Source organism: Arthrobacter sp. WCS2018Hpa-7, from assembly GCF_031843805.1.
GTDB lineage: Bacteria > Actinomycetota > Actinomycetes > Actinomycetales > Micrococcaceae > Arthrobacter.
In genome coordinates, this window is record NZ_JAVTJB010000003.1 from 1 (window position 1) to 23,176 (window position 23,176).

The following is a 23,176-nucleotide window of genomic DNA, read 5'->3' on the forward strand; positions in this document are numbered from 1 at the left end:
TCATCCACAAGGAACAGTGGCGGATCGACATGGAAACCGGCGTCCCCTGGTTCATCCCCCCACCCCACATCGACCCCCACCAAACACCCCGACGCAACCACCACCACACACCCCACAAAACACAAGAAAGCCTCAGCAGAACACAACCCCGCCCAACACAGGCGCCGGACGAAAACTACCCAAGACTGCCTGAATAACGTCGTGCGTTGGGCCCGGCCTGATAGTGGGCGCGTCCCGGACTGCCTCAATAACGGTGTGCGATGGAATAGTCTGCTTATTGAACGTGGCGAGGCAGACTATTGCCCTGCCAGATCGGCAATTTTCCGCTCCAGAGCCATCCGTTCGGCCGCGTTCGGGCAGAGCTCCAGCGCTTCGGTGAGAGCATCCACCGCCTCACCGAACCGACCAAGTCTGGCCAGGAGCTCGCCCCGCACTGCAGGCACAAGGTGCGAGCCGCTCAACTCCCCTCGGCCGGCGAGGGCATCCACCAATTCCAGCCCGGCAACCGGCCCCGAAGCCATAGCCACGGCCACTGCCCGATTCAACTCAATCACCGGCGAAGGTGCCAACCGCCCAAGTGCCTCATAGAGGATCACTATTCGTTGCCAATCCGTCGCGCCTGCGGTCTGTGCCACTGCGTGGCATTCAGCAATGGACGCTTGAAGTCCATAGGTGCCGAGGCCGCGGCCAGCCGCAACCGCAGTCGATAGTGCCGCCCTGCCGCGGCGTATCGCGGACTGGTCCCACCGGCGTCGATCCTGATCCTCAAGAAGTACAGGTCTCCCGTTCGCGTCGATCCTCGCGGGAAAGCGTGCGGCCGTCAGTTCCATCAGCGCAAGCAAGCCAAACACCTCTGGTTCTGGCGCCAGGCGGATAAGAACACGGGCCAGTCGTCGTGCTTCACTGGCCAGTTCAATACGCATCCACGAGTCACCGCTGCTGGCGAAGGAACCCTCAGTGAAAATCAGGTACACCACGTGCAGTACTGAACCAAGCCGCTCAGGAATGTCAGCTGGTTCCGGAACGGTGAAGGGAACGTGCGCGGCTGCAAGAGTCTTCTTGGCGCGGGTGATGCGGGCTTGGATGGTAGGGACTGGGACAAAGAACGCCTTGGCGATCTCCTCTGTGCCAATGCCGCCCACCACCCGCAGAGTCATGGCAATCCGCGCTTCCCGAGACAACACCGGGTGACATGAGATGAACATCAAAGCCAGCACGTCGTCGTCGATCGAGTCCGGATTGAACAATGTATCCACGCCCGGTTCCTCCTCGGCGAGGCCGCGTGCCAGCAGGGCGTACTTTTCCTCAAGGGCAGCCTTCCGGCGGAAGGAATCGATTGCCCGGCGGCGGCCGGCAGTCAGCAGCCATCCGGCCGGTTCTGCTGGGACACCATTCACGGACCAGGACACCAAGGCCTCAGCGAGTGCTTCCTGCGCGAGGTCTTCGGCCAAGGCGAAGTCACCCGTGTAGCGGGCAAGGGCGCCGACAATGCGGGCGGATTCACTGCGCCACACCGCTTCGACGGCCGCCCTTGCCACGTTGTTTCCCATGTCAGGTACTGCTGTCTCCAGTTTTACGAACAGCTCACGACAGTATCCGGGACCGTTATCAGAGCTGGCCGGTCTGTTCGCGCCACGCCCGTTCCTTTTGGATCCATTCGTTGTCCTGCGGGAATTCGTCAATGCTGGTGACGCGTCGGATTTCAGTCTTGGTGCCGGCAGTCATGGGCGCGCGCTTGGCCCACTCGATGGCTTCCTGCTTGGAGGCAACGTCCAGGATGTAGTAGCCGCCAAAGAGTTCCTTGGTTTCGCCGTAAGGCCCGTCCGTGACGACGGGGGTTTCACCAGTGAAGTCAACCACGACACCCTCTTTCGCGTCGTCCAGGCCTTCCGCTGCGAGGAGGACTCCTGCACGGATCAGTTCGTCATTGAATTTGCCCATGGCATCGAGGATTTCGTTGAAATCGATATTCTCGAACTTGGCGTACGAAGCGTCGTCCGCCCGCATGATCAACATGTATTTGGCCATCTGACTCAATCTCCTGTGTTGTGGAAGGTCGCCCTTCGACCCTCTCATCCATAGGTCGAACAGCACGAGCGTAAATCGACAACATTTTGAGATGAATTTCCGGTTCCCAGTTAATGTCACCGGCGTAGTCTGAAAGAACGGTGGAAAACGATTCTGTTGAGTCTGCCGGGAAGTGGTTCGAGGCACCATGGCACCAGAACATTTGTCCGATGAAGTTCTGCCGGACCAGGGTGCCGCCCGGACCGTCACCACCTACGCCACTCTCTTGCGGTCCGTACGCAGTGCCGGGCTCCTGAAACGCAGGCGAGGTTTCTACATCACGGTTTTTATCATCCTGATGGTGGCGTGGGCAGGCACGTGGGGCGGCTTCCTCCTGCTGAGGGACACATGGTTCCAGCTCCTCATTGCTGCGGGAATGGGTGTGGTCCTTACCCAGTTCGCGTTCCTGGCGCATGAAGCCGGCCACCGGCAGGTGTTTAAGTCCAAGGGTATGAATGAGTGGTCCGCGAGGCTTGTTGGTACGGCGTTGGTGGGTATCAGCTACTCCATGTGGGCACAGAAGCACACCCGGCATCACAATTTTCCCAACGTCATCGACAAGGATCCGGACATCCATACGGGCGTCATCGCATTCCACCCCGAAGCAGCAAGCACGCGCCGTGGCTTCATGGTGCACGTCACCCGCAAGCAAGGCTGGCTGCTGTTTCCCCTGTTGTTCTTCCTGGGCGTGAGCTTGCACGTCGACTCCTTGAAGTTCTTGCTGCATCAAAGAAAAGTCGATCACCGATGGGTGGAAATCCCGGTCATCCTGCTGCGCCTGCTGGCCATGCCCTTGCTGGTGTTCTGGCTATTGCCCCTGGGGATGGCGTTCGCGTTCCTTGGCGTTCAGTTGGGCGTGTTCGGCTTCTATATGGGAGCGTCCTTCGCGCCCAACCACAAAGGGATGCCCATCCTGGCTTCCTCAACCCGGACCGACTTCCTTAACCGTCAGATCCTCACGGCGCGGAATATCTCCGGCGGCAGGTTCATGGACGTGCTGATGGGTGGCTTGAACCGCCAGATCGAGCACCATCTTTTCCCCGACATGCCGCGCCCCTACCTGCACCGCGCCTCAGGGATCGTCAAAGCGTGCTGCAACGAGCTGGACATCCCCTACACCGAAACCAGTTTGGGGGCGTCCTACATGACAGTGGTGAAGTACTTGGACGAAGTTGGCTTGTTCGCTGGAGAGCCCTTCGAATGTCCCGTGATGAACCAGTTCCGTCCCCGCTAGCCAGTTCCGTCCCCGCTAAGTGCCAGACCACGTAGTAACAAACTCACTTGGGGCAGACCAGAAAGGATCCCCCGGACGTCGCCCGAGGGATCCCTCGCATCTGCCGAGCAGCCGGTCAGTTGCTCGGCGGCTCAGCGGCTGGGCCGATCAGCTCTCGGTGTCAGCGGCCACCTCCGCCGATAACTCCAGCCTCCACGGCTTTCGCCACCGCGTCGGCTTCTGCCTGGCTGAGTTTGCCGTCAGTAACAGCCTTGTCCAGTCTGGTCTTCAGCGCAGCCGAACGCTCCGCCGTAGCTTCCGTGCGTATCTCCTCCAACGCGGTGGTGACCTTTGCTTCGTCCACCCCCAACGCTTCGGCCAGCGACTTAGCCAGGGCCGCGTTCTGCGCCGTCCGGTCCGGCTTGGTTCCTTCGGTTCCTTCGGCAGGAGGCGCAGCGGGCTTGTTCGCCTCACGGAATGCCTTCAAGGCTTCGGTGACCTTGGCCTCGTCAACTCCGAGCTTGCTGGCCAGCTGGGTTGCGATCTGGCCGCCGTCCCGACCATGGCCGTGTCCGCCGGGCTTTCCGCCGCGGTCTGACGGAGTGGTGGCATCTGCAGACGAACTGGCGCTCGGCGACGGCGTGGTGGCTGCTGTCGCGATGCCGGTTGCGCCCAGGCCTGCGCCCAATGCCAGGGCTCCGGCCGCCACGCCCAGCGTTATTCTCTTGGTTTTCGACATGTACCTCTCCTCAATGAGCCGTTGATACGGCTGGTGTCTGAGGGACGAGCCTGAGTGCCGTCCTCTTCCAACGATGAGAGGACAACCCCAGCCCGCGCTGTCGCGAACCTGTCATTCGCCTGTGAAAGTGAACCGCAAGCTGTGAAGGAACTCCAAGAGCATCCGGTCCGTCAACGGCTGCGGCGGCTCAGCGTTCGCGGTCCAGGGCGTCCAGCAGCCGTTTGACCGATCCTCCCAGGTTCCACTCGGTGGCCAACTGTTCGAGTTCCGTCCGCGCCGCGCCGGTTACAGGACGCAGCTGAGCACCCGCATCTTCCAGTGTGGGCACCTTGAGGTCGCGCACCACGTTGACGACGGCGGGCGCCACCGTGAGGTAGTCGGCTGCGGTCGACAGTTTGGCTCGGATGGAAGCGGACAACCCGCCGTCGGGGTCTTCTGCTGCCATGAGCAGGCCTTCCAGCGAGCCGTGCTCGCCAAGCAAGGACGCAGCAGTCTTTTCTCCTATCCCCGCCACGCCCGGAAGTCCGTCTGAAGCGTCACCCCGCAAGGTGGCAAAGTCGGCGTATTGCTGGGGAAGGACACGGTATTTACCCACCACCACGACGTCAGTGACGAGCTCCAGGTTCCGCATGCCGCGTGCGGTGTAAATGACCCTGACCCCACGCCCGTCATCCACCAATTGGAAAAGATCGCGGTCTCCAGTCACCACGTCCGTGGGGATCTGGGCCTGGCTGGCATAGGTGCCAACAACGTCGTCGGCCTCGTGCTCATCTACCCCCACAACAGCAATGCCGGCGAGGTCAAGAACATGACGGATCAGGGGAATCTGGGCTTCCAGCGGGTCGGGCACCACCTCGAGGTCGGGACCATCGTGGTTGATCTCCGCCACCCTGTGCGACTTATAGCTGGGAATCAGGTCCACCCGCCATTGCGGCCGCCAGTCGTTGTCCCAACAGGCCACTACGTGGGTCGCTTCATAGTCGGTGGTGAGGCGGGTGATCATATCCATGAGCCCCCGCACGGCGTTCACCGGTGTTCCGTCGGATCGGCGTATCGAATCAGGGATGCCGTAGAAGGCACGAAAATACAGCGAAGCGGTATCCAGCAGCATCAGTCGGGGCATACCTGATCCTGACACGTCCGCGGCCCTTTGGGCAGGAACCCCTGGTCGATGCGGTGGTGAGGCGCCACAAACACTTGAAGACTACTGTGAGCGGCATTACGATTGTGTGAGCGATAATAGAACAACCTGTTCTATTATCGAACAACGAAGCGATTGATTGCCCACAAAGAAGTGAGGAAAGCCCGTGCAGTTCCACCACCACGGTTACGTATCCGGTGACCCGCGAGTCGAACCGGCCGCCGGCGTCGGCATCAACCGCCCAACCGGGCTGCCTGAGGAAGTTGACGTCCTCATTGTGGGCACCGGCCCTGCCGGAATGCTGACTGCGGCGCAGCTGTCCCAATTCCCCGACGTCACAACGCGCATCGTGGAGCGTCGCCCCGGCAGGCTCGCCATCGGCCAGGCCGACGGCATCCAGGCCCGCAGCGTCGAGACCTTCCAGGCGTTCGGGTTTGCCGAGCGCATCATCGCGGAGGCCTACCGCATCACTGAGATGGCCTTCTGGAAGCCGGACCCCGCCGACCATTCCCGCATTGTCAGGGCTGCCCGGGCAGTGGATGACCCCGCAGGGATCAGTGAGTTCCCACACCTGATCGTGAACCAGGCCCGCGTGCTGGACTACTTTGCCGAGTTCATGGCCAACTCCCCCACTCGTATGACGCCGGACTACGGCTACGAATTCCAGGGTCTCCAGGTCACTGGCGAAGGTGAGTATCCGGTCACGGTGACGCTGGCCCATACGTCCGGTCCCAATGAAGGCCAAGAGCGCATCATCCGAGCGAAATATGTGGTGGGTGCTGACGGTGCCCGCAGCAAAGTCCGTGAGTCGATCGGCTGCCACCTTGCCGGCGACCAAGCCAACCACGCCTGGGGTGTCATGGACGTCCTCGCCGTCACCGACTTCCCGGATATCCGCACCAAGTGTGCCATCCAGTCCGGCGCCGGTGGCAGCATCCTGTTGATCCCCCGCGAGGGCGGGCATCTGTTCCGCATGTACGTGGACCTGGGCGAAGTTAACGCCGACGATAAAGGCGCCGTGCGCAAGACGACCATCGAGCAAATCATCCAAAAGGCAAACGACATCCTCCACCCGTACACGTTGGACGTCCGCAACGTTGCGTGGCACAGCGTCTACGAGGTAGGCCATCGCCTCACGGACAGGTTCGACGACGTTCTGCCGGAGGACCGCGGAACGCGCGCCCCACGGGTGTTCATTACCGGCGATGCCTGCCACACCCACTCCGCCAAGGCCGGCCAAGGCATGAACGTCTCCATGCAGGACGGCTTCAACATCGGCTGGAAGCTCGGCCACGTCCTCGAAGGCCGCAGCCCCGAAAGCCTGTTGGACAGCTACTCGGCTGAACGCCAGGTAGTGGCCAAGAACCTCATCGACTTCGATAAGCAATGGTCCACGCTGATGGCCAAGAAGCCCGAAGAGTTCGAAGATCCCGCAGAACTGGAAACCTTCTACACCAGTACCGCCGAATTCCCGGCCGGTTTCATGACGCAGTACGCGCCATCGATGCTGGTAGCCGAAGCACAGCACCAGGAACTCGCCACCGGCTTCCCCGTGGGTAAACGCTTCAAATCCGCGCCCGTTCAGAGAGTGTGCGACACCAACCCCATGCACCTGGGCCATCACGCCAAAGCGGATGGTCGTTGGCGCATCTACGTCTTCGCCGACACCGCACAGGCAGGGGCTCCGGGCCCCGTGGCGGACTTTGCCGAGTGGATCGCGAACTCGCCGGACTCGCCGCTGGCCGCAACGCCGTCGGGCGCTGACCGCGACGCCTGGTTCGACGTGAAGGTGATCTATCAGCAAGACCACACCGCCGTGGATATTAATGCCGTACCTGCAGCTTTCAAGCCCACGGTGGGACCGTTCAAGCTCACCTATCTTGAAAAGGTGTTCGGCACCGATCCCAACAATGACATCTTCGACCTGCGCGGACTCAGTCGTGACGGCGTAGTTGTGGTGGTTCGCCCAGACCAGTATGTCGCCAATGTGCTGCCGCTGACCGCTACTGCGGAACTCGGTGGGTTCTTTGCGCCATTGTTGGCTTCACACCCGGGTGCTGGGCTCATTCAGGCGTAGCAACCAGCCGGTGGACGCAGAGGTCCCATAGTCGGATTGGGGAATGCCGGCAGGCCGCGACGGCCTGCCGGCATTTTTTACACCCTTGTAACGCAAACCACTAGAAGCAAACCAGATTGCAGAGTATCTTTATTGCAATACAGTTTGCAGAGTGATGTGGGTTACAAGGAGATTCGGTGAAGATCAGCCAGGACCAAGTGGGGGCACCCTCCGGGGCACGGGAGTCCGTGGACCACGCGTGGCTTGGGGACGCGCTCCCGGACGTAACCCTGTCCAAATCGCAAGCGCGGGTGGTGGAAGTCATCGCCCGCAATCCGCAGCTCTCCTCCTACGCCGATATAGCCGAAATCGCCCAACGGTCGGACGTGAACAACTCCACCGTCGTCAGGACGGCACAGCGGCTCGGATACCGGGGTTGGCCCGACCTGCAACGCGAACTCCGCTCCCGGTACCTGGTGATGATCTCCACCGAAGACACCCTGCTTGAACACGGTGAACACCGCAGTCCCCTCCATGATGCTTTGAACCATGACATTGAAAATCTCCGGCTGACCCTCGACTCCAACACTGCCGAGGATGTCGAGGCTGCCATCAGCGCCCTTGCCGCTGCCAAGTCCATCACCGCTATTGGCATCGGATCCTTCGCTGGCCCGGCAAGCGTTATGGCCCACCTTGGCTCGACCATGGGCTACCCCATCACGCTGGAAAACCGCGGCGGCGTCCACTTCGCGTCGGCGGCGAACAACCTCGGCCCCGGCGATGTCCTGGTGGTGGTCAATATGTGGCGGTCCGTCCAGCAAGTCATCGTCACCGCCGAAGCTGCCAAGCAGTCCGGGGCCACAGTGGTGGCCATCAGCGACATGCGCCGTGGCCGTCTCGCAGCAGCTGCTGACCACTTGCTGATCGTGGCATCAGAAGGCATCTCCTTCTTCCAATCCGTCACGGCCGCAAATTCGATGGTCTATGGACTGCTCGCCGGCATGGAAGCGGCCCACCCGGAACGCAGCCGTGCCGCCATCCGGCGTACGCAGCAGCTGTGGAAAGACCTGGATATCTACCTGGACTAAGCACCCACCACGGCTAGCACCCCGGCCATCAAGACCCATGCATTGCCCCAGCAAGGAGTACCACATGAGCAACAATCGTCGCGTCGCCGTCATCGGCCTCGGATCCATGGGCGGAGCCATGGCCGCCACCCTGCACCGCGCAGGCTGGGACGTTACCGGCTTCGATCCGTCGGAAGCCGCAAGGGAAGCTGCCGCCCGCACCGGCATTTCCACCACCGCAGAGATCGGTGAACTGGCAGGAACCCCCTACGCAGTCCTGTCCCTACCCTCGGCCAAAATCGTGGAGGCCACCGTTCCGGCGCTTCTCGCAACCCCTGGCACTATGGCGATCATCGACACCACTACGTCGGAGCCTGGGACCAGTAAGTCCATGGCCGGACTCGCCGCTTCCAGCGGTGCAGCATTCGTGGACGCCCCGGTTTCCGGCGGACGCGTCGGCGCGGCCAGCGGAAGCCTCAGCGCCTTTGTCGGTGCGACCACGGACGCTCTGACCGCCGCACGTCCCGTTCTTGAAGCGCTGACGGGCGGCCAGTACGCCCACATCGGCGGCCCGGGCAGCGGCAACGTCGTCAAATTGTTGAACAACGTTTTGGCCGCTGCCAACCTGGTGTCCGTGGGTGAAGCCCTGGGGGTGGCGAAGGCTTACGGCATCGATCCGGCCGTGGCGGCAGCCAGCATCAGCAACGCCTCCGGCGGCAGTAAGGTCTCAGCCGCCATGTACCCCACGTGGGTCCTGTCCGGCACGCATGATTCCGGATTCTCCCTGGGCCTTATGGCCCGGGATGCCGCCTTGGCCATTGACGTTGCCCGGCAGCTGGGTGAGGAACCGGAACTCCTGGCCGCGGCCGCCGGCCAGTGGCAGGACGCTCTGGCCGCCCTGGGCCCAACTGCCGACTTCACTGAAATCGCCCGGACCGTGGCACCTTCCATTACACCTGCCGGCGCTCCGAAAAGCACCCCGGACGCGTAGCACGCACTCCCTGAGAGAAGGACAGCATCTTGAGCATCACAACAGCCCCCACAGCATCCTCCACGGAGACCGCCCGGACAATCCTGGACGCGGCTTTTCCACATGGCCTCGGCGCTTTCATGGACGGGAAAGTAGTCCCGGGTTCCGGCAGCACCATCAATCTCACGTCCGCAGCTACAGGCGAACCATTCGCCGGCTACGCCGATCCTGGCGCCGAGGGGGCCAACGCCATCCTTGAAAGCTCGCTCCGCGGCGCCGAAACCTGGGGAAGGTTGAACGGCTTCGAACGTGCGGCCATCCTCCGCAACGTCAGCACAGTAGTTGCCGCGCACACCGAGGAACTGGCCATCCTGGAAGCAGGAACCACTGGCAAGCCCATCCGTGACGCCCGCGCCGAAGCCGCCAAAGTCGCCGAGATGTTCGGGTACTACGCTGGCTGGGCGGACAAGCTCACCGGCCAGACCATCCCCGTTCCTGGCCCGTGGCACACGTATACCGAGCGCGTACCTTGGGGAGTCGTCGTGGCCATCACGCCGTGGAACGCCCCGCTGTTCACCGCTGGCTGGAACTCAGCCGCTCCGCTGGCCGCCGGCAACGCCGTGATCATCAAACCCAGTGAGTTCACCCCCGCTACAACGGTGCGGCTTGCCCAGCTGGCCCACGACGCAGGGCTGCCCGACGGCGTCTTCAACGTTGCTGCCGGGCTGGGACAGACCGTTGGAGCAACGCTCACTACAGACCGGCGAGTGGGCAAGATCAGCTTCATAGGGTCGGTTCCCACCGGGCGCCGGGTGGCCGTTGCGGCCGCTGGTGCCGGTATCCCGGCCCTTCTGGAGCTTGGCGGCAAGAGCGCCAACATCGTTTTCGCCGATGCCGACCTCGAACGGGCCGCCGACGGGGCCATCTCAGCGATCTTCTCCGGCGCAGGCCAGTCCTGCGTTGCCGGTTCGCGTCTGCTGGTGGAGCGCAGCGTCCACGCCCGCTTCGTCGAACTGGTCGCCGACCGCGCCGCCAGGCTCCGTGTCGGGGACCCGTTGGACGCTGACGCCGAGGTGGGGCCGATCATCACCGCGCCACAATTTGCGACCGTGACTTCGTTGATTGAGGCCGGAATGAACGACGGCGGCCGTCGGGTGACGGACCCGGCGCTCCCCGAGGCGCTGGCCGGCTCGGGCCTCGCCGGGGGCCACTGGGTCATGCCGACACTGTTGGACGGCGTCACACCTGCCAACCGATTGGAAACCACCGAGGTCTTTGGTCCTGTAGTGGGTGCCGATGCCTTCGACACCGAGTCGGAGGCGATTGCCCGCGCCAACAACACCAACTTCGGCCTGGCAGGAGCCGTATGGACCTCCGACATTTCCCGGACACACCACATCGCCCGTGAAGTAAAAGCCGGGACTTTTTGGATCAACTCTTATAAGACCATCCACGTCGCCGTCCCCTTTGGCGGCTTCGGTGATTCGGGGCACGGCCGTTCCTCCGGTCCGGGCGTCCTGGATGAGTACACGCAGACCAAAGCGGTCTGGGTACCCACACGGGCAGCTGGCTCCCCGTTCCCGTCCCTGTCCTACTAACAGGAATGATCATGGAAACTACCAACACAACATCAGCAGCTGACGAGCTGCGCTCAGCATTGAAAGACGGCGTCGCCTCGTGGAAGCCGAGGGTTCAGGCTCTGTCGGAGAACCTGCACGCCAACCCTGAGATCTCCTTCGAGGAAGTCCAGGCGGCCGAAGCCATCACGTCATTGTTGGCCGAGGGCGGCTTTGAGGTGGCCAAGGGAACAGCGGACCTCCCCACGGCGTTCACGGCGAGCGCCGGAACCGGTGACCTCGTGGTGGCACTTTGCGTGGAATACGATGCTCTGCCATCCGTGGGGCATGCCTGCGGGCACAACCTCATTGCCGGGGCTTCGGTGGCTGCAGCTTTGGCTCTTCTCCCCCACGTTGATGAACTGGGCATCACTTTGAAGGCGATCGGGACGCCCGCCGAGGAACATGGCGGGGGCAAGGTACTCATGCTCGAACGCGGCGCCTTTGACGGCGTTGGCCTGGCCTTGATGGTCCATCCTGTCCAGGATGGCATCACCTACAACCCGGCAGGAACCACCGCACAGGCCGTGGGCCGGTACGAGGCAGTCTTCACCGGCAAGGCCGCCCATGCTGCGGCCGCCCCACACCTGGGCGTCAATGCCGGTGATGCGGCGGTCCTGAGCCAGGTGGCCATCGGCTTGCTGCGGCAGCAGATACCGGGCGATCACCGCATCGCCTGCTACGTGGCTGAAGCCGGACATGTCACCAACATCATTCCTGATCATGCAGTGGTGCCGTTCGAGTGCCGGGCGTTCACGATCCCTGAGTATGAGGCGCTGATGGAGCGCGTCAAGCGATGCTTTGAAGGGGCGGCCCTGGCCACGGGAACCACCCTGGAAATCACTGCAGCGGAGCCACTGTACGAACCGTTGCTCCAGGACGGGGACCTGGCCGGCCACTGGACGGCAGCGATGGACGTCTTCGGCAAGGACACCTCGCCGGCGGCGGGCATGGGCGGTGGCTCCACGGACATGGGCAATATCTCCCAGGTCATTCCGTCCCTGCATCCGTGGCTCAGCATTCCCGGAGCAAACGTCCCTATTCATTCGCACGGCTTCGCGGCCTTGGCGAACACTCCCCAGGCGTACGCCGTGATGTTCGAGGCAGCCGCAGCGCTGGCTTGGACCGTGGCAGGCGCTGCATCCTATCCCCAACAGAGAGAACGCTTCGTCAAGGCGGCCTACCGCCGCGAAGCCCTGATCCAGGAAGCATCATCATGAGCACCAGCACCCCAACCGCGCGGACGGACAAGGCCGGCACACGGCTGACGCTTCCGATTGCCGCGCTCGCGTTTGTCATTGCCCTTGCGGTTCAGTTCATTGGCCAGGCCAAAATCGATCTGGGCATTGGCGCGATCATTATCTTCCCGATGGTGTGGGGCCTGATCCTTGGCCTGCTCGTCTCCATCCAGAAGTTTAAGCCGCTGGGCCTTGACCTTCAGCGGGTAGCCGCCGCACTTGTGGGCGTTGCTGTCTTGCTCTTGGTGGCAAGGCTGGCGTTCAATATCGGTCCGAGCCTTCCCAGCCTGATCAAGGCCGGCCCTGCCCTCCTCCTCCAGGAAGTGGGCCACTTGCTGGGAACCATCGTCCTTGCACTTCCGTTGGCCGTGCTGTTGCGGATGGGCAAGGCTACTGTCGGCGCCACCTTCTCGCTGGACCGTGAGCCCTCATTCGCCATGGTCTCGGAGAAGTATGGTCCGGACTCTGACCAATACCGCGGTGTCTTGGCCATGTACGTCTTCGGCACACTGTTCGGCGCCATCTTCATTACGCTGCTGACCTCCTTGGTGGCCAACTGGAAGATCTTCGATCCCCTGGCCCTGGCCATGGGCGCCGGCGTGGGCTCGGGCTCCATGATGGCCGCCTCCGCAGCGAGCATCATCGCGGCGTACCCTGCCGATCAGGAAGCAATTCTCGGCATGGCCGCAGTCTCCAACCTCATCACCACCATTCTGGGCGTCTATGTCGGCATCTACATAGCGCTTCCCGTGGCTGACAAGTTCTACAAGGTGCTCACCCGGAACAAGGAAAGCCAGAAGGTCGCCGCCGGCTCGGTGCCCCAGGTCCGGTCAGAAGCCGAGCTCGCCCAGGACGAAGTCCAAGCCGAAGAGAACCGCCGTTTCCGTGAGGAGGTCGCCAAGTCCTCCGCCGCAATGACGTTGCCGCTGTGGCTTTCCCTGTCAGTATTGACCGTTCTGGGTGTGGGTACAGCGGCGGTGGCGGCCAAGGGCTTGAGCCTTTCCATCCTGGCCGGTTACGGCATCATGCTGGCCCTTGTCCTGGTGAGCCTGTTGCTGGCCAAGATCACCAGGAAGATCTCCGCAATCGTGTTCATCACCACCATTGGCGCCTACATCTCCAGCCCGTGGTTCTTCGGGTCCGGTGTCCTGAACGAAGCCGTCAAGACCGTGGACTTCCTCTCCATCGCTACGGTGATGCTGACCCTGGCCGGCCTGTCGCTTGGCAAGGACATCCCCCTGCTGCGGAACATCGGATGGAAGATCATCCCCGTTGGCTTGGTGGCCATTACGGCGTCCTTCCTCCTCTCCACGGTGATCGCGGAATTCGCGTTGGGACTCTGGCACTAGTCAGCTCCGCCACTGCGAAAAGGTCTGTTTCCCGCTCGGGAAACAGACCTTTTTGGTTTCCTGACGCTCTGCCTGAGGAATGTCGGGGCAGTTGCCGTTCACCCTCCCGGAAAGCCGGGGATGTCTCGGCAGGCAAGTGCTGGATACGGCCCTAGTATTCGGGGCGGCTTGGGCGTAGAACGGCCCTATGGGCGATTGGCGCACGACGCCGGGGACAGTCCTGATGGTCACCTTGGCATGTCTGCTCACGGGATGCACCGTTAGCGGACCAGTTCCTGCGCCTACCCCTACAGGTACGGCCCCGGCTGCCGTTGAGTCCTTGGAGGGCACCATTGGCCGCTTCATGGAGGACGACGTCACCTCCGTAGTGGTGCAGGTGCGCTGGGAAGGCGGGGAATGGTCGCGGGCCTACGGCCTGCGTGATGGCCTGACCCGATGGCGGGACGGATGTTCACCCACTGGCTACGGCTACGGCCACCGGGGAAGCGTCTACGGCTACCTTTCCACGTCGATCTCCAGCGATGACGGCGCCAGACAAGTCACTATAGGAATGGCCTTGCCCACCCTTCCAACGGAAGACGGGGATCCTGTAACCGGGCGCCGACTGGATCGGTACGCGTCGCAAATGGAACTGGCTGCGCAAAAGACAATAGAACAGTTGTGCGGATGACTACCATGAACCCCGCCGCACGGAAGATCCAGCGCGTCTATCTGACACTGACGCTGGGCAACACGATTGCGGCCTCCTTTATCTGGGGCATCAACACGCTTTTCCTGCTGGATGCCGGTTTGAGCAACCTGGAGGCTTTCGCTGCCAATGCTTTCTTTACGGTGGGAATGGTGGTGTTTGAGATCCCCACGGGAGTCATCGCTGACGGGTGGGGCCGGAGGGTTTCCTTCCTGCTGGGTACGGTCACCTTGGCCGCCTCCACGTATTTGTACTTTGTGCTCTGGCAGATCTCGGCGCCCTTCTGGATGTGGGCGGTGGTGTCCGTTCTGCTGGGCCTGGGTTTCACGTTCTTCTCCGGTGCTGTGGAGGCCTGGCTCGTTGATGCCCTGCAATTCTCGGGTTATGAGGGCGGACTTGAGACGGTGCTGGGCCGCGGCCAAATGGTGCAGGGTGTTGCCATGTTGGCAGGTTCCGTGGCTGGTGGCGTCATTGCGCAGGCGACCAATCTCGGAGTGCCGTTTCTCCTCCGGGTGGGCGTCTTGCTTGCCATGTTCGTTGTCGCCTTCTCCTTGATGCACGACGTCGGGTTCTCGCCTGAACGTTCAACCCATCCCCTCCGCGCGACCCGGGCGGTGCTGTCCGCATCGATCGATAACGGTGTGAAAAACCCGCCCGTCCGATACGTGATGTTGGCAGCTCCCTTCAGTGCCGGCGTCGGAATCTATGTCTTCTACGCACTGCAGCCCTACCTCCTGGACCTGTTTGGTGACCCGCGCGCCTACTCTGTTGCCGGGCTGGCCGCGGCGATCGTGGCTGGTTCGCAGATCCTTGGCGGTTGGTTGGCACCCCACGCACGGAGCCTTTTCCACAAACGCACGTCCGTCCTGATCTTCGGCGGTCTGGTGGGTGCCGTGATTCTCCTGGCCTTGGGTTTCACCGGCAGTTTCTGGGCGGCGCTGGCACTGCTGGCGCTCTGGGGCGTCGTGGGTTCCGCCGTAACTCCCGTACGGCAGGCCTATATCAACGACATGATTCCGTCGAAGCAGCGGGCCACAGTACTGAGCTTCGACTCGCTGATGGGTTCAAGCGGCGGCGTGGTGATCCAGCCGCTCCTTGGCCGGGGAGCCGACCTCTACGGCTACCCTGCGTCCTTGGCCATGGCCGGTGTCATCGAACTGCTTGCGGTGCCTTTCCTGCTGGCAAGCCGGAAGCAGGGATCGATGGCGGACCGGGCCAGCACCGCCGCGAGCGGAACGGACAAAGAGTCCTTGCCGTGACCAGCGGTCTCCCGGTCGCTATACCCCGCCACGGATGGACCCTGGTTAGCTGCCTTGACCGGAGGAGACAGTGACCGGATGTGCCGTCACGGGGAAAATGAGGTGCAGCCGGGAACAGGCCCGCTGAACCACGGACCGCAGCCAGGCGTTGGCTGGGTCTTCGGTTTGAGATGGATGCCAGTACATAGCCTCCACCAAGGAGGCCTCCAGGTCTCCGGTGAACTCCAGAACCTCGATCCCTGCCCCGCGTTGGGCCCTGGATGCCAGCATCCGCGGGACCAAAGCCACCAAGTCCGTACCCTCAACCAGGAGGGGCAGGGACAGGAAGCCTGCCACTGTCGCTGCCACCCGCCGTCGAACGCCCCGTGACTCAAAAAGTTTGTCAGCGGGGGTGCTGATCCCCTCACCGAAGTACCCCACCGCGTGCGGGACGCCAACTAAGTCCGCCAAGGTCACGGCGGGCAGCTGGAGCAACGGATTGGCGGCATCGACCACCGCCACAAAACTGTCACGGAACAGTTGCTTGTTCTCACCTTGCATCTTGTAACCGGTGGGCCCCACCAACAGGTCCATCTTGGAATACTCGGCCATGGTGCCCTCAAGACCGGAGGTTGGAACGAAGTCCACCACCACGTGTGGCGCCTCCTGCTGCAGGATGCCCCGCAGTGGTCCCACCATGAGGGCCGCCGCGTAGTCGGACGCCGCAATGACGAACTCCCGCTCGCTTGTGGTGGCATCGAATCCGGACCGGACACGCGTGGCCCGCTGGACATGAAGCATTGCCTCATCCACCAGCGGGACCAACGACTGCGCAAAGGGTGTGAGGTCGTACGTGCGGCCATGACGAACCAGGAGTTCGTCGTCGAAATGCCGCCTGAGCCTGGCCATTGCTGCACTGGTTGCCGGCTGGCTGAGTTGGAGCCGCTCAGCCGCCCGGGAAACGTTCCGCAATTCCAGCAGCACCTGCAATTGGGGCAACAGGTTGAGGTCCAGGTTCTTCATCCCCCTAGGTTATCCAGCCACGGCTACATCAGTGGCTGACCGGCACCAGCCGCGGTCCGCGAAACAGCACAGCCAGCAACGCCAGTGCGCAAGCCAGGCCCAACGCCCCGAGCGCGAGGCCGAGGTTGCCGAGTGCGGCGGCTGTTGCGCCGAGGACAATAGGCGTCAGGAACTGACCAATGAACAAGGTTCCGGTCCAAATGCCGGTGCCCCGGCCGCGCTGGGAGAAGTCCAATCCGTTGACCGCCCACGTCAGCAGCGTCGGCAACAAGATACCCGTACCCGCACTGGCGATCACGGCCCCGAGGACGGCCACTGGAACGCTGCCCGCCACGGAAACAACGCAGAGCCCGACGGCGGCGAGGCCGAAAGCGCCTGCCAACAGTTTCCGGGTGCCCAGCTTGGCCAGGAAACGGAATGAGATTGCCCCTGCTGCCGTTGCAAGCGAAGCGATCGCAGCCGCCCCGCCGATGAGGGCGGCATCCTGGACTCCCAAACCTGTAATGACGTACGGCAGGTGGACTATCAAGGCGTAGAAGACAATGCCGCCGAACAGTGTCACAGCAGCAGGTGCACCGATCTGCCGCCAGGGCACCGGCTGTTTCGCTGCCAGGCCCTTGGCTGGGTCCTGGGCCAGACTTTTGGCCGGTTCCCAGAGCTTGAAGATCATGGGGACCACCAGGACTGCGCTGACGGCGTACAACCAGAAGGGCGTCCGCCAGCTGATGCTGCCCAACGTGCCGCCCAGGGCAAAGAATGCCGTGGCAGCCAGTGCGCTCACCATGGTTTGGAGGCCCAAATATTTGTTCCGTTGCTGCCCCGCGTAGTAGTCGGTGATCAGGGTTGTGCAGCACGTCATGATGGCTGCCTCTGCAATACCTACGCCGATCCGGGAGACGGCAATGGATTCGAGGGTGTCCAGCCATAGAGGTGCCGTGCCAAAGAGTGCGTAGGCCAGCATGGCGTAGATCAACAACTGCTTACGGCCCATCCTGTCAGCCACGTATCCTGCCAGGGGCGAAAACAAGGCCACGAACAGCGCTGGAAGTGTCAGGACCAGGGGCACAAGAATGGCGACTCCTGTGGTGTCCGCGAAAACCTTGTTGAGGGTGGGCAGGACAGGTGCCAGCAGGACCGCGCCCAGGACAGGCATGCAGCTTCCGGCAACGAGAAGTGCGGCTTGTGCCCTGCCCGCTTCCCGGATGGAGTCCGGACGGCGCGACTCGAGCGCAGTTGGATCGATGATGCTCATGGGTTGTTCCTTCGCCGTTGAAGAGTCCCTGTAATCGGCAGGGTCGCCGAGGGGATTCCCCTCACTGTGACAAGGCTCACTTCATCGGAGAATAGCTGTTTGGGTATAGCTGGTATTCATGCGGCTGATAGATAGGCCCCGCTCCAACTATTTGTTTGACGGATAGCTCCTATCAGATACTTGCTCTTCTCCGGATAGGTGATGTGGCTCATGGTGGTTACAGGACCTGCAGAGAACTGTCCGAGCCATCAGTACATAGAAGGAATTCATCGTGGAAACTCCCCTCTCCCATCTTGCCCACCTCGAGATCACCACTCCGGACGTCGAAGCCTCGGCCCGTTTCTACGAGGAAAAGTTCGGCATGCGGATCATCGACCGCGTGGATGGCAACGTCTACCTTCGCTGCTGGGGCGATTACTACCGCTACAGCCTGGTCATCACCGAAGGACCCGAAGCATCGTTGGGCCGGATGGCCTGGCGCACCAACTCCCAGGCCGCACTCGAAGCCGCCGCAGCCCGTGTTGAAACAACCGGTGTGCAGGGCACATGGACTGCGGGCGGACACGGTTTTGGCAAGGCTTATGAGTTCACCGGTCCCTACGGCCACCACATGCGCCTGTTCTATGACGTGGAGAAGTTCGTTGCCGAGCCCGGCTTCGAATCCACCTACCCCGACCGCCCTGAGCGTCGCAGCAGCCACGCAGCCGCTCCCCGATTCCTGGACCACGTCACGGTCGCCTCCTCCGACGTCCGGGGATTCGCCCAGTGGTACAACGAAGCCCTCGGCTTCCGTGTCATGGCCTTCGTCGATCTGGATGAAGCACCCATCACGGTCTTCTCCGTACTGACCACCAACGAGAAGTCCCACGACCTCGGCGTCGTCCTCGACACTTCCCAGCGCGCCGGCCGTGTCAACCACATCGCCTTCTGGGTGGACGCCACCGAAGACCTGCTCCGCACCGCCGACGTGATGATGGAAAACGGCACCCCCATGGAATACGGACCGTCCATCCATGGCGTGGGCGAGCAGAACTTCCTGTACTTCCGCGATCCGTCAGGCCTGCGGGTGGAGCTGAACTCCGGCGGCTACCGCAACTATGTCCCGGACTGGGATGCCAATACGTGGAAGCCGTCCGAAGGTTCCAATAACTTCTACAAGAACGGTGCCATGCCGCACTCCATGACCGAATCCTTCCCACCGGCTGAGGGTTTCACTGCCACGGAGGAAGGGGCTTCCGCCGAAATGAAGGAAGCCCTCCTGAACCCCTACGCAAAGCAGGGTCGGGGCTAGAGAACATGGCACACGCAACGTACTCCCTGATCCGCTTCCAGGAGCCCGGCGACACCAAGGCCAAGGCAGGCTTGCTGGTAGGCGAAAGGGTTCTCCCCCTGGACGAGGACGTCAACTCCCTCATCCTGCACTGGGAAACCACCGAAACCGAGCTGGACGATCTCGCGGCCACGGCCGGCGAGGACGCGGGCCTGGCCCTGTCCGCCGTCGAGGTCCTTGCCCCGGTTGAACCCGCTCAGGTGCTGCAAACCGGCGCCAACTACCGCAAGCACGTGATCGATCTTGCTGTGGCGCACCGCGAAGCAGGCCAGGATGCGGAAGAGGTGCGGGCCAAGACTGCTGCCATGATGGACCAGCGCGCAGGTCAGGGCACACCGTACTTCTTCATCGGACTTCCCACGGCCATCGCTTCAGCCACGGACGACCTCACCCTGCCGGCCTACAGCAAGTCCCACGACTGGGAACTGGAGCTCGCGGCCGTGATCGGTAAAGAAGCCTTCCGTGTGAGCCCCGAAGAGGCCCTTGACTATGTTTTTGGGTACACCATGGTCAACGACATCACCACCCGCGAGTACGTGTTCCGCAAGGACATGCCGGCCATTGGTTCGGACTGGTATCGGGCCAAGAACGCCCCTGGCTTCCTGCCGACGGGGCCCCTCCTGGTGCCGGCCAAGTTCTTCGGTGATCCGCAGGACGTCCAGGTCACACTGAAGCTCAACGGCAAGGCCATGCAGGACGAGTCCACCCAGGACATGATCTTCGGCGTTGCCAAACTGGTGAGCGAAGCTTCCCAGACAATGCCGCTGAAACCCGGCGACCTCGTGTTGACGGGCAGCCCCGCCGGCAATGGCCAGCACTGGGGACGGCTCCTCCAGGACGGCGACGTCATGGAAGGCACCATCACCGGGCTGGGCACCCAACTCATCCACTGCAAGGACGAACAGTGACCACCGATGCCGTGAACATTGCCCTGATCCAGCGGAATGACCCGCTGGCCAGCATCGTGGCCGCCGCCAAGCAGTACAACAACTGGGGCCGCTGGGGCGAAGACGACGTGCTCGGCACCTTGAATTTCATTGATGCGGGTAAGCGGGTGGAGGCCGCATCGCTGGTAACCACCGGCGAAGCGTTCTCCCTGTCGCAGCCCTTCGACACCAACGGCCCGCAGAAGGGGTGGCGTCGGCGCACCAACCCCGTCCACACCATGACCGACACCGGGGTGGATGCCGAGCGCGGCAACCAGGGCTTCCCGCACGGATTCGGTGGGGCCGATGACGTGATCGCCATGCCGTTGCAGTGCTCCACCCAGTGGGACGGGCTGGGCCATATCTTTGATCGTGGCAAAGCCTGGAACGGCCGCGCAGCCGGGGATGTCGTCACCTCCGAGGGCGACCTCGTCACCGGAATCGAAACCGCCGCAGCCAAGATCGTCACCCGCGGCGTGCTGCTGGACGTCGGCCGCGCACTCGGCCCGGACCTGGGACGCACCGATGGCGAACTGCCCGACGGTTTCGCAATCACCCCGGAACATTTGGAACGCACCATTGAAAGTCAAGGCCCCACCTCCGCTGTTCGCCGTGGCGACATCGTGGTGATCCGCACAGGCCAGTACACCCGGGTCCGTCGCGACGGGTGGGGCGACTACGCAGGAGGGTCCGCTCCCGGCATGTCATTCAGCACCGCCGAATGGCTGCACACCTCCGAAATCGCCGGAATCGCCACAGATACCTGGGGCTTCGAAGTCAGGCCCAATGAGTTCGACGGCGCGTTCCAGCCCCTGCACCAGATCGCCATTCCCAACCTTGGCTTGTTCCTGGGGGAAATGTGGGATCCTGACGCACTGGCTCACGCGTGCGCCGCCGATGGCAGGTATGACTTCATGCTCACTGCGGCCCCACTCCCCATCACCGGGGCTGTGGGGTCGCCGGTCAATCCCATCGCGGTCCGCTGACACCCCGTCCGCCACCACACGCAGCACAATAGGCAGTAACGCCGTCGACACAAAGGAGTCTTCAGATGGCAGCAGTACAGAGGGTCGGAATCGTTGGAGCGGGAGCCGCGGGGCTTACTGCCGCCATCCTTTTGGCCGACGCAGGCATCGAGGTGGAGGTCCTTGAGAAGGCCGCCGAGCCGCAAACCCTGGGCTCCGGGATCACGCTTCAAGGCAACGCCCTGAGAATCCTCCGCGACCTGGGCGTGTGGGATCAGGTGCAGGCGCAAGGCTACGCCTTCAGCACCCTTGGCCTGCGCGCTCCGGACCCCGCCGGCACAGTCATCGCAGTCCTGGAGGACATCAGGACAGGCGGCGACGATCTTCCGGCAACGCTCGGAATGTACCGGCCGGAGCTTACTGGAATCCTGCGGGACCGCGCCTCGCAGGCAGGTGCCCGCATCAGTTACGGCAAGACTGTCACGGAGATAGCGGACGACGGCGGCAGCGTCACCGTCCGCACCAGCGACGGCGGCACCTCGGGTTACGACCTCCTCATAGGCGCGGACGGACTCCATTCCGCTGTCCGCCAGGCGATCGGCATCGACGTCGAGCCCAAACCCACAGGCATGGGCATTTGGCGGGCATTCGTCGAACGGCCCGAGGACGTCGTCCGGACCGACCTCACCTACGGCGGCCCCTGCTTCATTGCCGGCTACTGCCCCACCGGACCGGACACCATTTACGCCTACCTCGTGGAGAAGGCGCAGGAACGCAGGCATGAAGACGGCCCCCGGGTCATGGCAGAACTTGCTGCAGCCTACGGTGGTCCTTGGAAGGAAATCCGTACCAACCTGGACCACAGCGCGCGCATCAACTACACGTGGTTCACCTCGCATGTGGTGGAGGGCCCCTGGAATCGCGGCCGCACCGTCATCATCGGCGATGCCGCACACAGCTGCCCTCCTACGGTTGCCCAAGGGGCCGCCATGGCCCTCGAAGATGCCGCGGTGCTCGCGGAACTTCTGATCTCCGCTGACCACCTCACTGACACCCTGTGGAAAGAGTTCGAGGATCGACGCTTGGAGAGAGCCACAGCCGTGGTTAAGGCGTCCGTGCAGTTGGGCCAGTGGATGCTGGACGGCGTCCGGGACGCCGATGTGCCCGGACTCATGAATTCTCTGTCCACCATGTTGAAGGAACCCGCGTGAAGACCCTTGCCACAGACCACCAACCCGTCATCGATGTCCACGCCCATGTCCTCATTCCGGCCCTCCAGCAAGTAGTGGCGGCAGGTGACCCGGAGGGATTCGCGGCGCTCCAGGCCTTGGAAGTACGGAGGAACGGGCCCGAATCCATGGCCGCCTCGGGCGTCATGATCAAGGAGCGGTGGCAGCAGCTCACTGACCTGGACCGACGCTTGGCTGACATGGATGCCCAGGGCGTGGATGTTCAATTGGTCTCCCCGTCGCCTTCGCACTTCTATTACTTTGCCGGTGCGGAGCTCGCGCTCACGCTGGCCAAGCAGGCGAACAAGGCAGTCCGGGATCTCGTCGACGGGGCTCCAGACCGGTTGAACGGATTGGGGTTGGCCCCATTGCAGCATCCCCACCTCATGGTCGAAGCGCTGGAGCACGCCGTCCAGGAGTGCGGCCTGCCGGGCGTGGAGATCGGTTCGTTCGCCGGCACGCCCGGCGATCCCGGCGATGGGGAGCGGACCACCGTGGAGCTGTCCGATCCCCGGTTGGAACCCTTCTGGAGCCGGGCGGAGGAACTGGGTGCCCTGGTTTTCCTGCATCCGTTCGGTTGTTCCCTGGACGAGCGTCTTGACCGGTTCTACCTGGCCAACACCGTTTCCCAGCCGGCCGAGAACGCTGTGGCCCTCTCCCACCTCATCTTCAGCGGGGTCCTGGACCGGTACCCGGACCTGCAGATCCTCGCCGCCCATGGTGGGGGCTACCTTCCCACCACGATCGGCCGTTCAGACCATGCCTGGAAAGTTCGCCCCGAGGCGCGGCGCTGCGCCGAACCGCCGTCGTCGTATCTTCAGCGGATCTTCTTCGATTCGCTGGTCCATAATCCCCGCGAACTGAGGGCCCTCATCGAAGCGGCCGGGCCCTCCCAGGTGATGCTCGGCTCTGACTACCCCTTTGACATGGGCGCGGACCACCCTGTTGATGAGGTTCATGCTGCCGGACTCTCCGAAGCCGATTCCTCCCGGATTCTTGCCGGCAATGCCGCCCGGCTCGGTATCACCTCCGCGGCAGCCCTCACTGCCCGCCCCACCGCCTAAGGAAG

21 protein-coding genes are annotated in these 23,176 nt (G+C 62.9%); 15 read left to right on the forward strand and 6 right to left on the reverse strand.

Annotated elements, in window-relative coordinates; translation table 11 throughout:
* On the forward strand, nt 1-197 hold a 197-nt coding region (locus RQH14_RS04270; RefSeq protein WP_311212099.1), incomplete at its 5' end, for a hypothetical protein.
* Nucleotides 198-296: 99 nt separating this feature from the next.
* Here the strand turns inward: RQH14_RS04270 and RQH14_RS04275 are convergent.
* Both RQH14_RS04275 and RQH14_RS04280 read right to left on the reverse strand, forming a co-directional pair.
* Nucleotides 297-1,550, reverse strand: coding sequence for an RNA polymerase sigma factor (locus RQH14_RS04275; protein WP_311212100.1), 1,254 nt, complete (start codon nt 1,548-1,550; stop codon nt 297-299).
* 58 nt (nt 1,551-1,608) lie between these two features.
* Nucleotides 1,609-2,028: a YciI family protein gene (locus RQH14_RS04280; RefSeq protein ID WP_311212101.1), complete on the reverse strand. Its 420-nt coding sequence runs from the start codon at nt 2,026-2,028 to the stop codon at nt 1,609-1,611.
* A 187-nt stretch (nt 2,029-2,215) separates the two neighbouring features.
* Here RQH14_RS04280 and RQH14_RS04285 point away from each other — a divergent pair, with 187 nt between their 5' ends.
* Complete coding sequence (locus RQH14_RS04285; RefSeq protein WP_311212102.1) at nt 2,216-3,301, forward strand: acyl-CoA desaturase; 1,086 nt, start codon at nt 2,216-2,218, stop codon at nt 3,299-3,301.
* A 160-nt stretch (nt 3,302-3,461) separates the two neighbouring features.
* Here the strand turns inward: RQH14_RS04285 and RQH14_RS04290 are convergent, their stop codons facing one another.
* Together RQH14_RS04290 and RQH14_RS04295 are read right to left on the reverse strand one after the other, a co-directional pair.
* A complete protein-coding gene (locus RQH14_RS04290; RefSeq protein WP_311212103.1) occupies nt 3,462-4,019 on the reverse strand; it encodes a Clp protease N-terminal domain-containing protein in 558 nt (185 codons plus the stop codon).
* A 187-nt stretch (nt 4,020-4,206) separates the two neighbouring features.
* Nucleotides 4,207-5,142, reverse strand: a complete 936-nt coding sequence (locus RQH14_RS04295; protein ID WP_311212104.1) for a 5'-3' exonuclease — start codon at nt 5,140-5,142, stop codon at nt 4,207-4,209.
* 184 nt (nt 5,143-5,326) lie between these two features.
* Between RQH14_RS04295 and RQH14_RS04300 the strand changes: the two genes are divergently transcribed.
* The 8 genes from RQH14_RS04300 to RQH14_RS04335 all read left to right on the forward strand — a co-directional run bounded on the left by RQH14_RS04300 (nt 5,327) and on the right by RQH14_RS04335 (nt 15,403).
* Complete coding sequence (locus tag RQH14_RS04300) at nt 5,327-7,237, forward strand: FAD-binding monooxygenase (protein WP_311212105.1); 1,911 nt, start codon at nt 5,327-5,329, stop codon at nt 7,235-7,237.
* A 182-nt stretch (nt 7,238-7,419) separates the two neighbouring features.
* The gene (locus RQH14_RS04305) at nt 7,420-8,304 is read left to right on the forward strand and encodes a MurR/RpiR family transcriptional regulator (protein ID WP_396136272.1); all 885 of its coding nucleotides are present in this window, start codon (nt 7,420-7,422) and stop codon (nt 8,302-8,304) included.
* Nucleotides 8,305-8,368: 64 nt separating this feature from the next.
* The gene (locus tag RQH14_RS04310) at nt 8,369-9,274 is read left to right on the forward strand and encodes an NAD(P)-dependent oxidoreductase (protein WP_311212107.1); all 906 of its coding nucleotides are present in this window, start codon (nt 8,369-8,371) and stop codon (nt 9,272-9,274) included.
* A 29-nt stretch (nt 9,275-9,303) separates the two neighbouring features.
* Nucleotides 9,304-10,851 (forward strand): aldehyde dehydrogenase family protein, encoded by a 1,548-nt coding sequence (locus tag RQH14_RS04315; RefSeq protein WP_311212108.1) that lies wholly within the window; start codon nt 9,304-9,306, stop codon nt 10,849-10,851.
* 11 nt (nt 10,852-10,862) lie between these two features.
* Nucleotides 10,863-12,089, forward strand: a complete 1,227-nt coding sequence (locus RQH14_RS04320) for an amidohydrolase (protein ID WP_311212109.1) — start codon at nt 10,863-10,865, stop codon at nt 12,087-12,089.
* Complete coding sequence (locus RQH14_RS04325; RefSeq protein ID WP_311212110.1) at nt 12,086-13,456, forward strand: DUF3100 domain-containing protein; 1,371 nt, start codon at nt 12,086-12,088, stop codon at nt 13,454-13,456. Before RQH14_RS04320 ends, RQH14_RS04325 begins: the two co-directional genes overlap by 4 nt.
* A gap of 187 nt (nt 13,457-13,643) precedes the next feature.
* Nucleotides 13,644-14,126, forward strand: coding sequence for a hypothetical protein (locus RQH14_RS04330; protein WP_311212111.1), 483 nt, complete (start codon nt 13,644-13,646; stop codon nt 14,124-14,126).
* Between the two features lie 5 nt (nt 14,127-14,131).
* Entirely contained in the window at nt 14,132-15,403 is a 1,272-nt protein-coding gene (locus tag RQH14_RS04335; RefSeq protein ID WP_311212356.1) for an MFS transporter, read from the forward strand.
* Between the two features lie 45 nt (nt 15,404-15,448).
* Here RQH14_RS04335 and RQH14_RS04340 read toward each other — a convergent pair whose 3' ends face one another.
* Together RQH14_RS04340 and RQH14_RS04345 are read right to left on the reverse strand one after the other, a co-directional pair.
* The gene (locus tag RQH14_RS04340) at nt 15,449-16,405 is read right to left on the reverse strand and encodes a LysR family transcriptional regulator (protein WP_311212112.1); all 957 of its coding nucleotides are present in this window, start codon (nt 16,403-16,405) and stop codon (nt 15,449-15,451) included.
* Between the two features lie 28 nt (nt 16,406-16,433).
* Nucleotides 16,434-17,657, reverse strand: coding sequence for an MFS transporter (locus RQH14_RS04345; RefSeq protein ID WP_311212113.1), 1,224 nt, complete (start codon nt 17,655-17,657; stop codon nt 16,434-16,436).
* A gap of 271 nt (nt 17,658-17,928) precedes the next feature.
* On the opposite strand from RQH14_RS04345, the gene RQH14_RS04350 reads away from it, so the two are divergent.
* From RQH14_RS04350 to RQH14_RS04370, 5 genes are all read left to right on the forward strand, one after another.
* Complete coding sequence (locus RQH14_RS04350; protein ID WP_311212114.1) at nt 17,929-18,948, forward strand: VOC family protein; 1,020 nt, start codon at nt 17,929-17,931, stop codon at nt 18,946-18,948.
* 5 nt (nt 18,949-18,953) lie between these two features.
* On the forward strand, nt 18,954-19,895 hold the full coding sequence (locus RQH14_RS04355; protein ID WP_311212115.1) for a fumarylacetoacetate hydrolase family protein: 942 nt from the start codon (nt 18,954-18,956) through the stop codon (nt 19,893-19,895).
* On the forward strand, nt 19,892-20,899 hold the full coding sequence (locus tag RQH14_RS04360) for a cyclase family protein (protein ID WP_311212116.1): 1,008 nt from the start codon (nt 19,892-19,894) through the stop codon (nt 20,897-20,899). The genes RQH14_RS04355 and RQH14_RS04360 overlap by 4 nt, the downstream gene beginning before the upstream one ends.
* 65 nt (nt 20,900-20,964) lie before the next feature.
* Nucleotides 20,965-22,089, forward strand: a complete 1,125-nt coding sequence (locus RQH14_RS04365) for an FAD-dependent monooxygenase (protein WP_311212117.1) — start codon at nt 20,965-20,967, stop codon at nt 22,087-22,089.
* Entirely contained in the window at nt 22,086-23,171 is a 1,086-nt protein-coding gene (locus RQH14_RS04370; protein WP_311212118.1) for an amidohydrolase family protein, read from the forward strand. Before RQH14_RS04365 ends, RQH14_RS04370 begins: the two co-directional genes overlap by 4 nt.
* Nucleotides 23,172-23,176: the final 5 nt, after the last annotated feature.

Excerpts from the sequence above, each read along its gene's own strand:
- RQH14_RS04320 (WP_311212109.1), top strand. The coding sequence starts at position 10,863 with ATGGAAACTACCAACACAACATCAGCAGCTGACGAGCTGCGCTCAGCA.
- RQH14_RS04325 (WP_311212110.1), top strand. The coding sequence starts at position 12,086 with ATGAGCACCAGCACCCCAACCGCGCGGACGGACAAGGCCGGCACACGG.
- RQH14_RS04340 (WP_311212112.1), bottom strand. The coding sequence starts at position 16,405 with ATGAAGAACCTGGACCTCAACCTGTTGCCCCAATTGCAGGTGCTGCTG.
- RQH14_RS04285 (WP_311212102.1), top strand. The coding sequence starts at position 2,216 with ATGGCACCAGAACATTTGTCCGATGAAGTTCTGCCGGACCAGGGTGCC.
- RQH14_RS04365 (WP_311212117.1), top strand. The coding sequence starts at position 20,965 with ATGGCAGCAGTACAGAGGGTCGGAATCGTTGGAGCGGGAGCCGCGGGG.
- RQH14_RS04330 (WP_311212111.1), top strand. The coding sequence starts at position 13,644 with ATGGGCGATTGGCGCACGACGCCGGGGACAGTCCTGATGGTCACCTTG.
- RQH14_RS04280 (WP_311212101.1), bottom strand. The coding sequence starts at position 2,028 with ATGGCCAAATACATGTTGATCATGCGGGCGGACGACGCTTCGTACGCC.
- RQH14_RS04345 (WP_311212113.1), bottom strand. The coding sequence starts at position 17,657 with ATGAGCATCATCGATCCAACTGCGCTCGAGTCGCGCCGTCCGGACTCC.
- RQH14_RS04355 (WP_311212115.1), top strand. The coding sequence starts at position 18,954 with ATGGCACACGCAACGTACTCCCTGATCCGCTTCCAGGAGCCCGGCGAC.
- RQH14_RS04335 (WP_311212356.1), top strand. The coding sequence starts at position 14,132 with ATGAACCCCGCCGCACGGAAGATCCAGCGCGTCTATCTGACACTGACG.
- RQH14_RS04275 (WP_311212100.1), bottom strand. The coding sequence starts at position 1,550 with ATGGGAAACAACGTGGCAAGGGCGGCCGTCGAAGCGGTGTGGCGCAGT.
- RQH14_RS04290 (WP_311212103.1), bottom strand. The coding sequence starts at position 4,019 with ATGTCGAAAACCAAGAGAATAACGCTGGGCGTGGCGGCCGGAGCCCTG.
- RQH14_RS04295 (WP_311212104.1), bottom strand. The coding sequence starts at position 5,142 with ATGCCCCGACTGATGCTGCTGGATACCGCTTCGCTGTATTTTCGTGCC.
- RQH14_RS04310 (WP_311212107.1), top strand. The coding sequence starts at position 8,369 with ATGAGCAACAATCGTCGCGTCGCCGTCATCGGCCTCGGATCCATGGGC.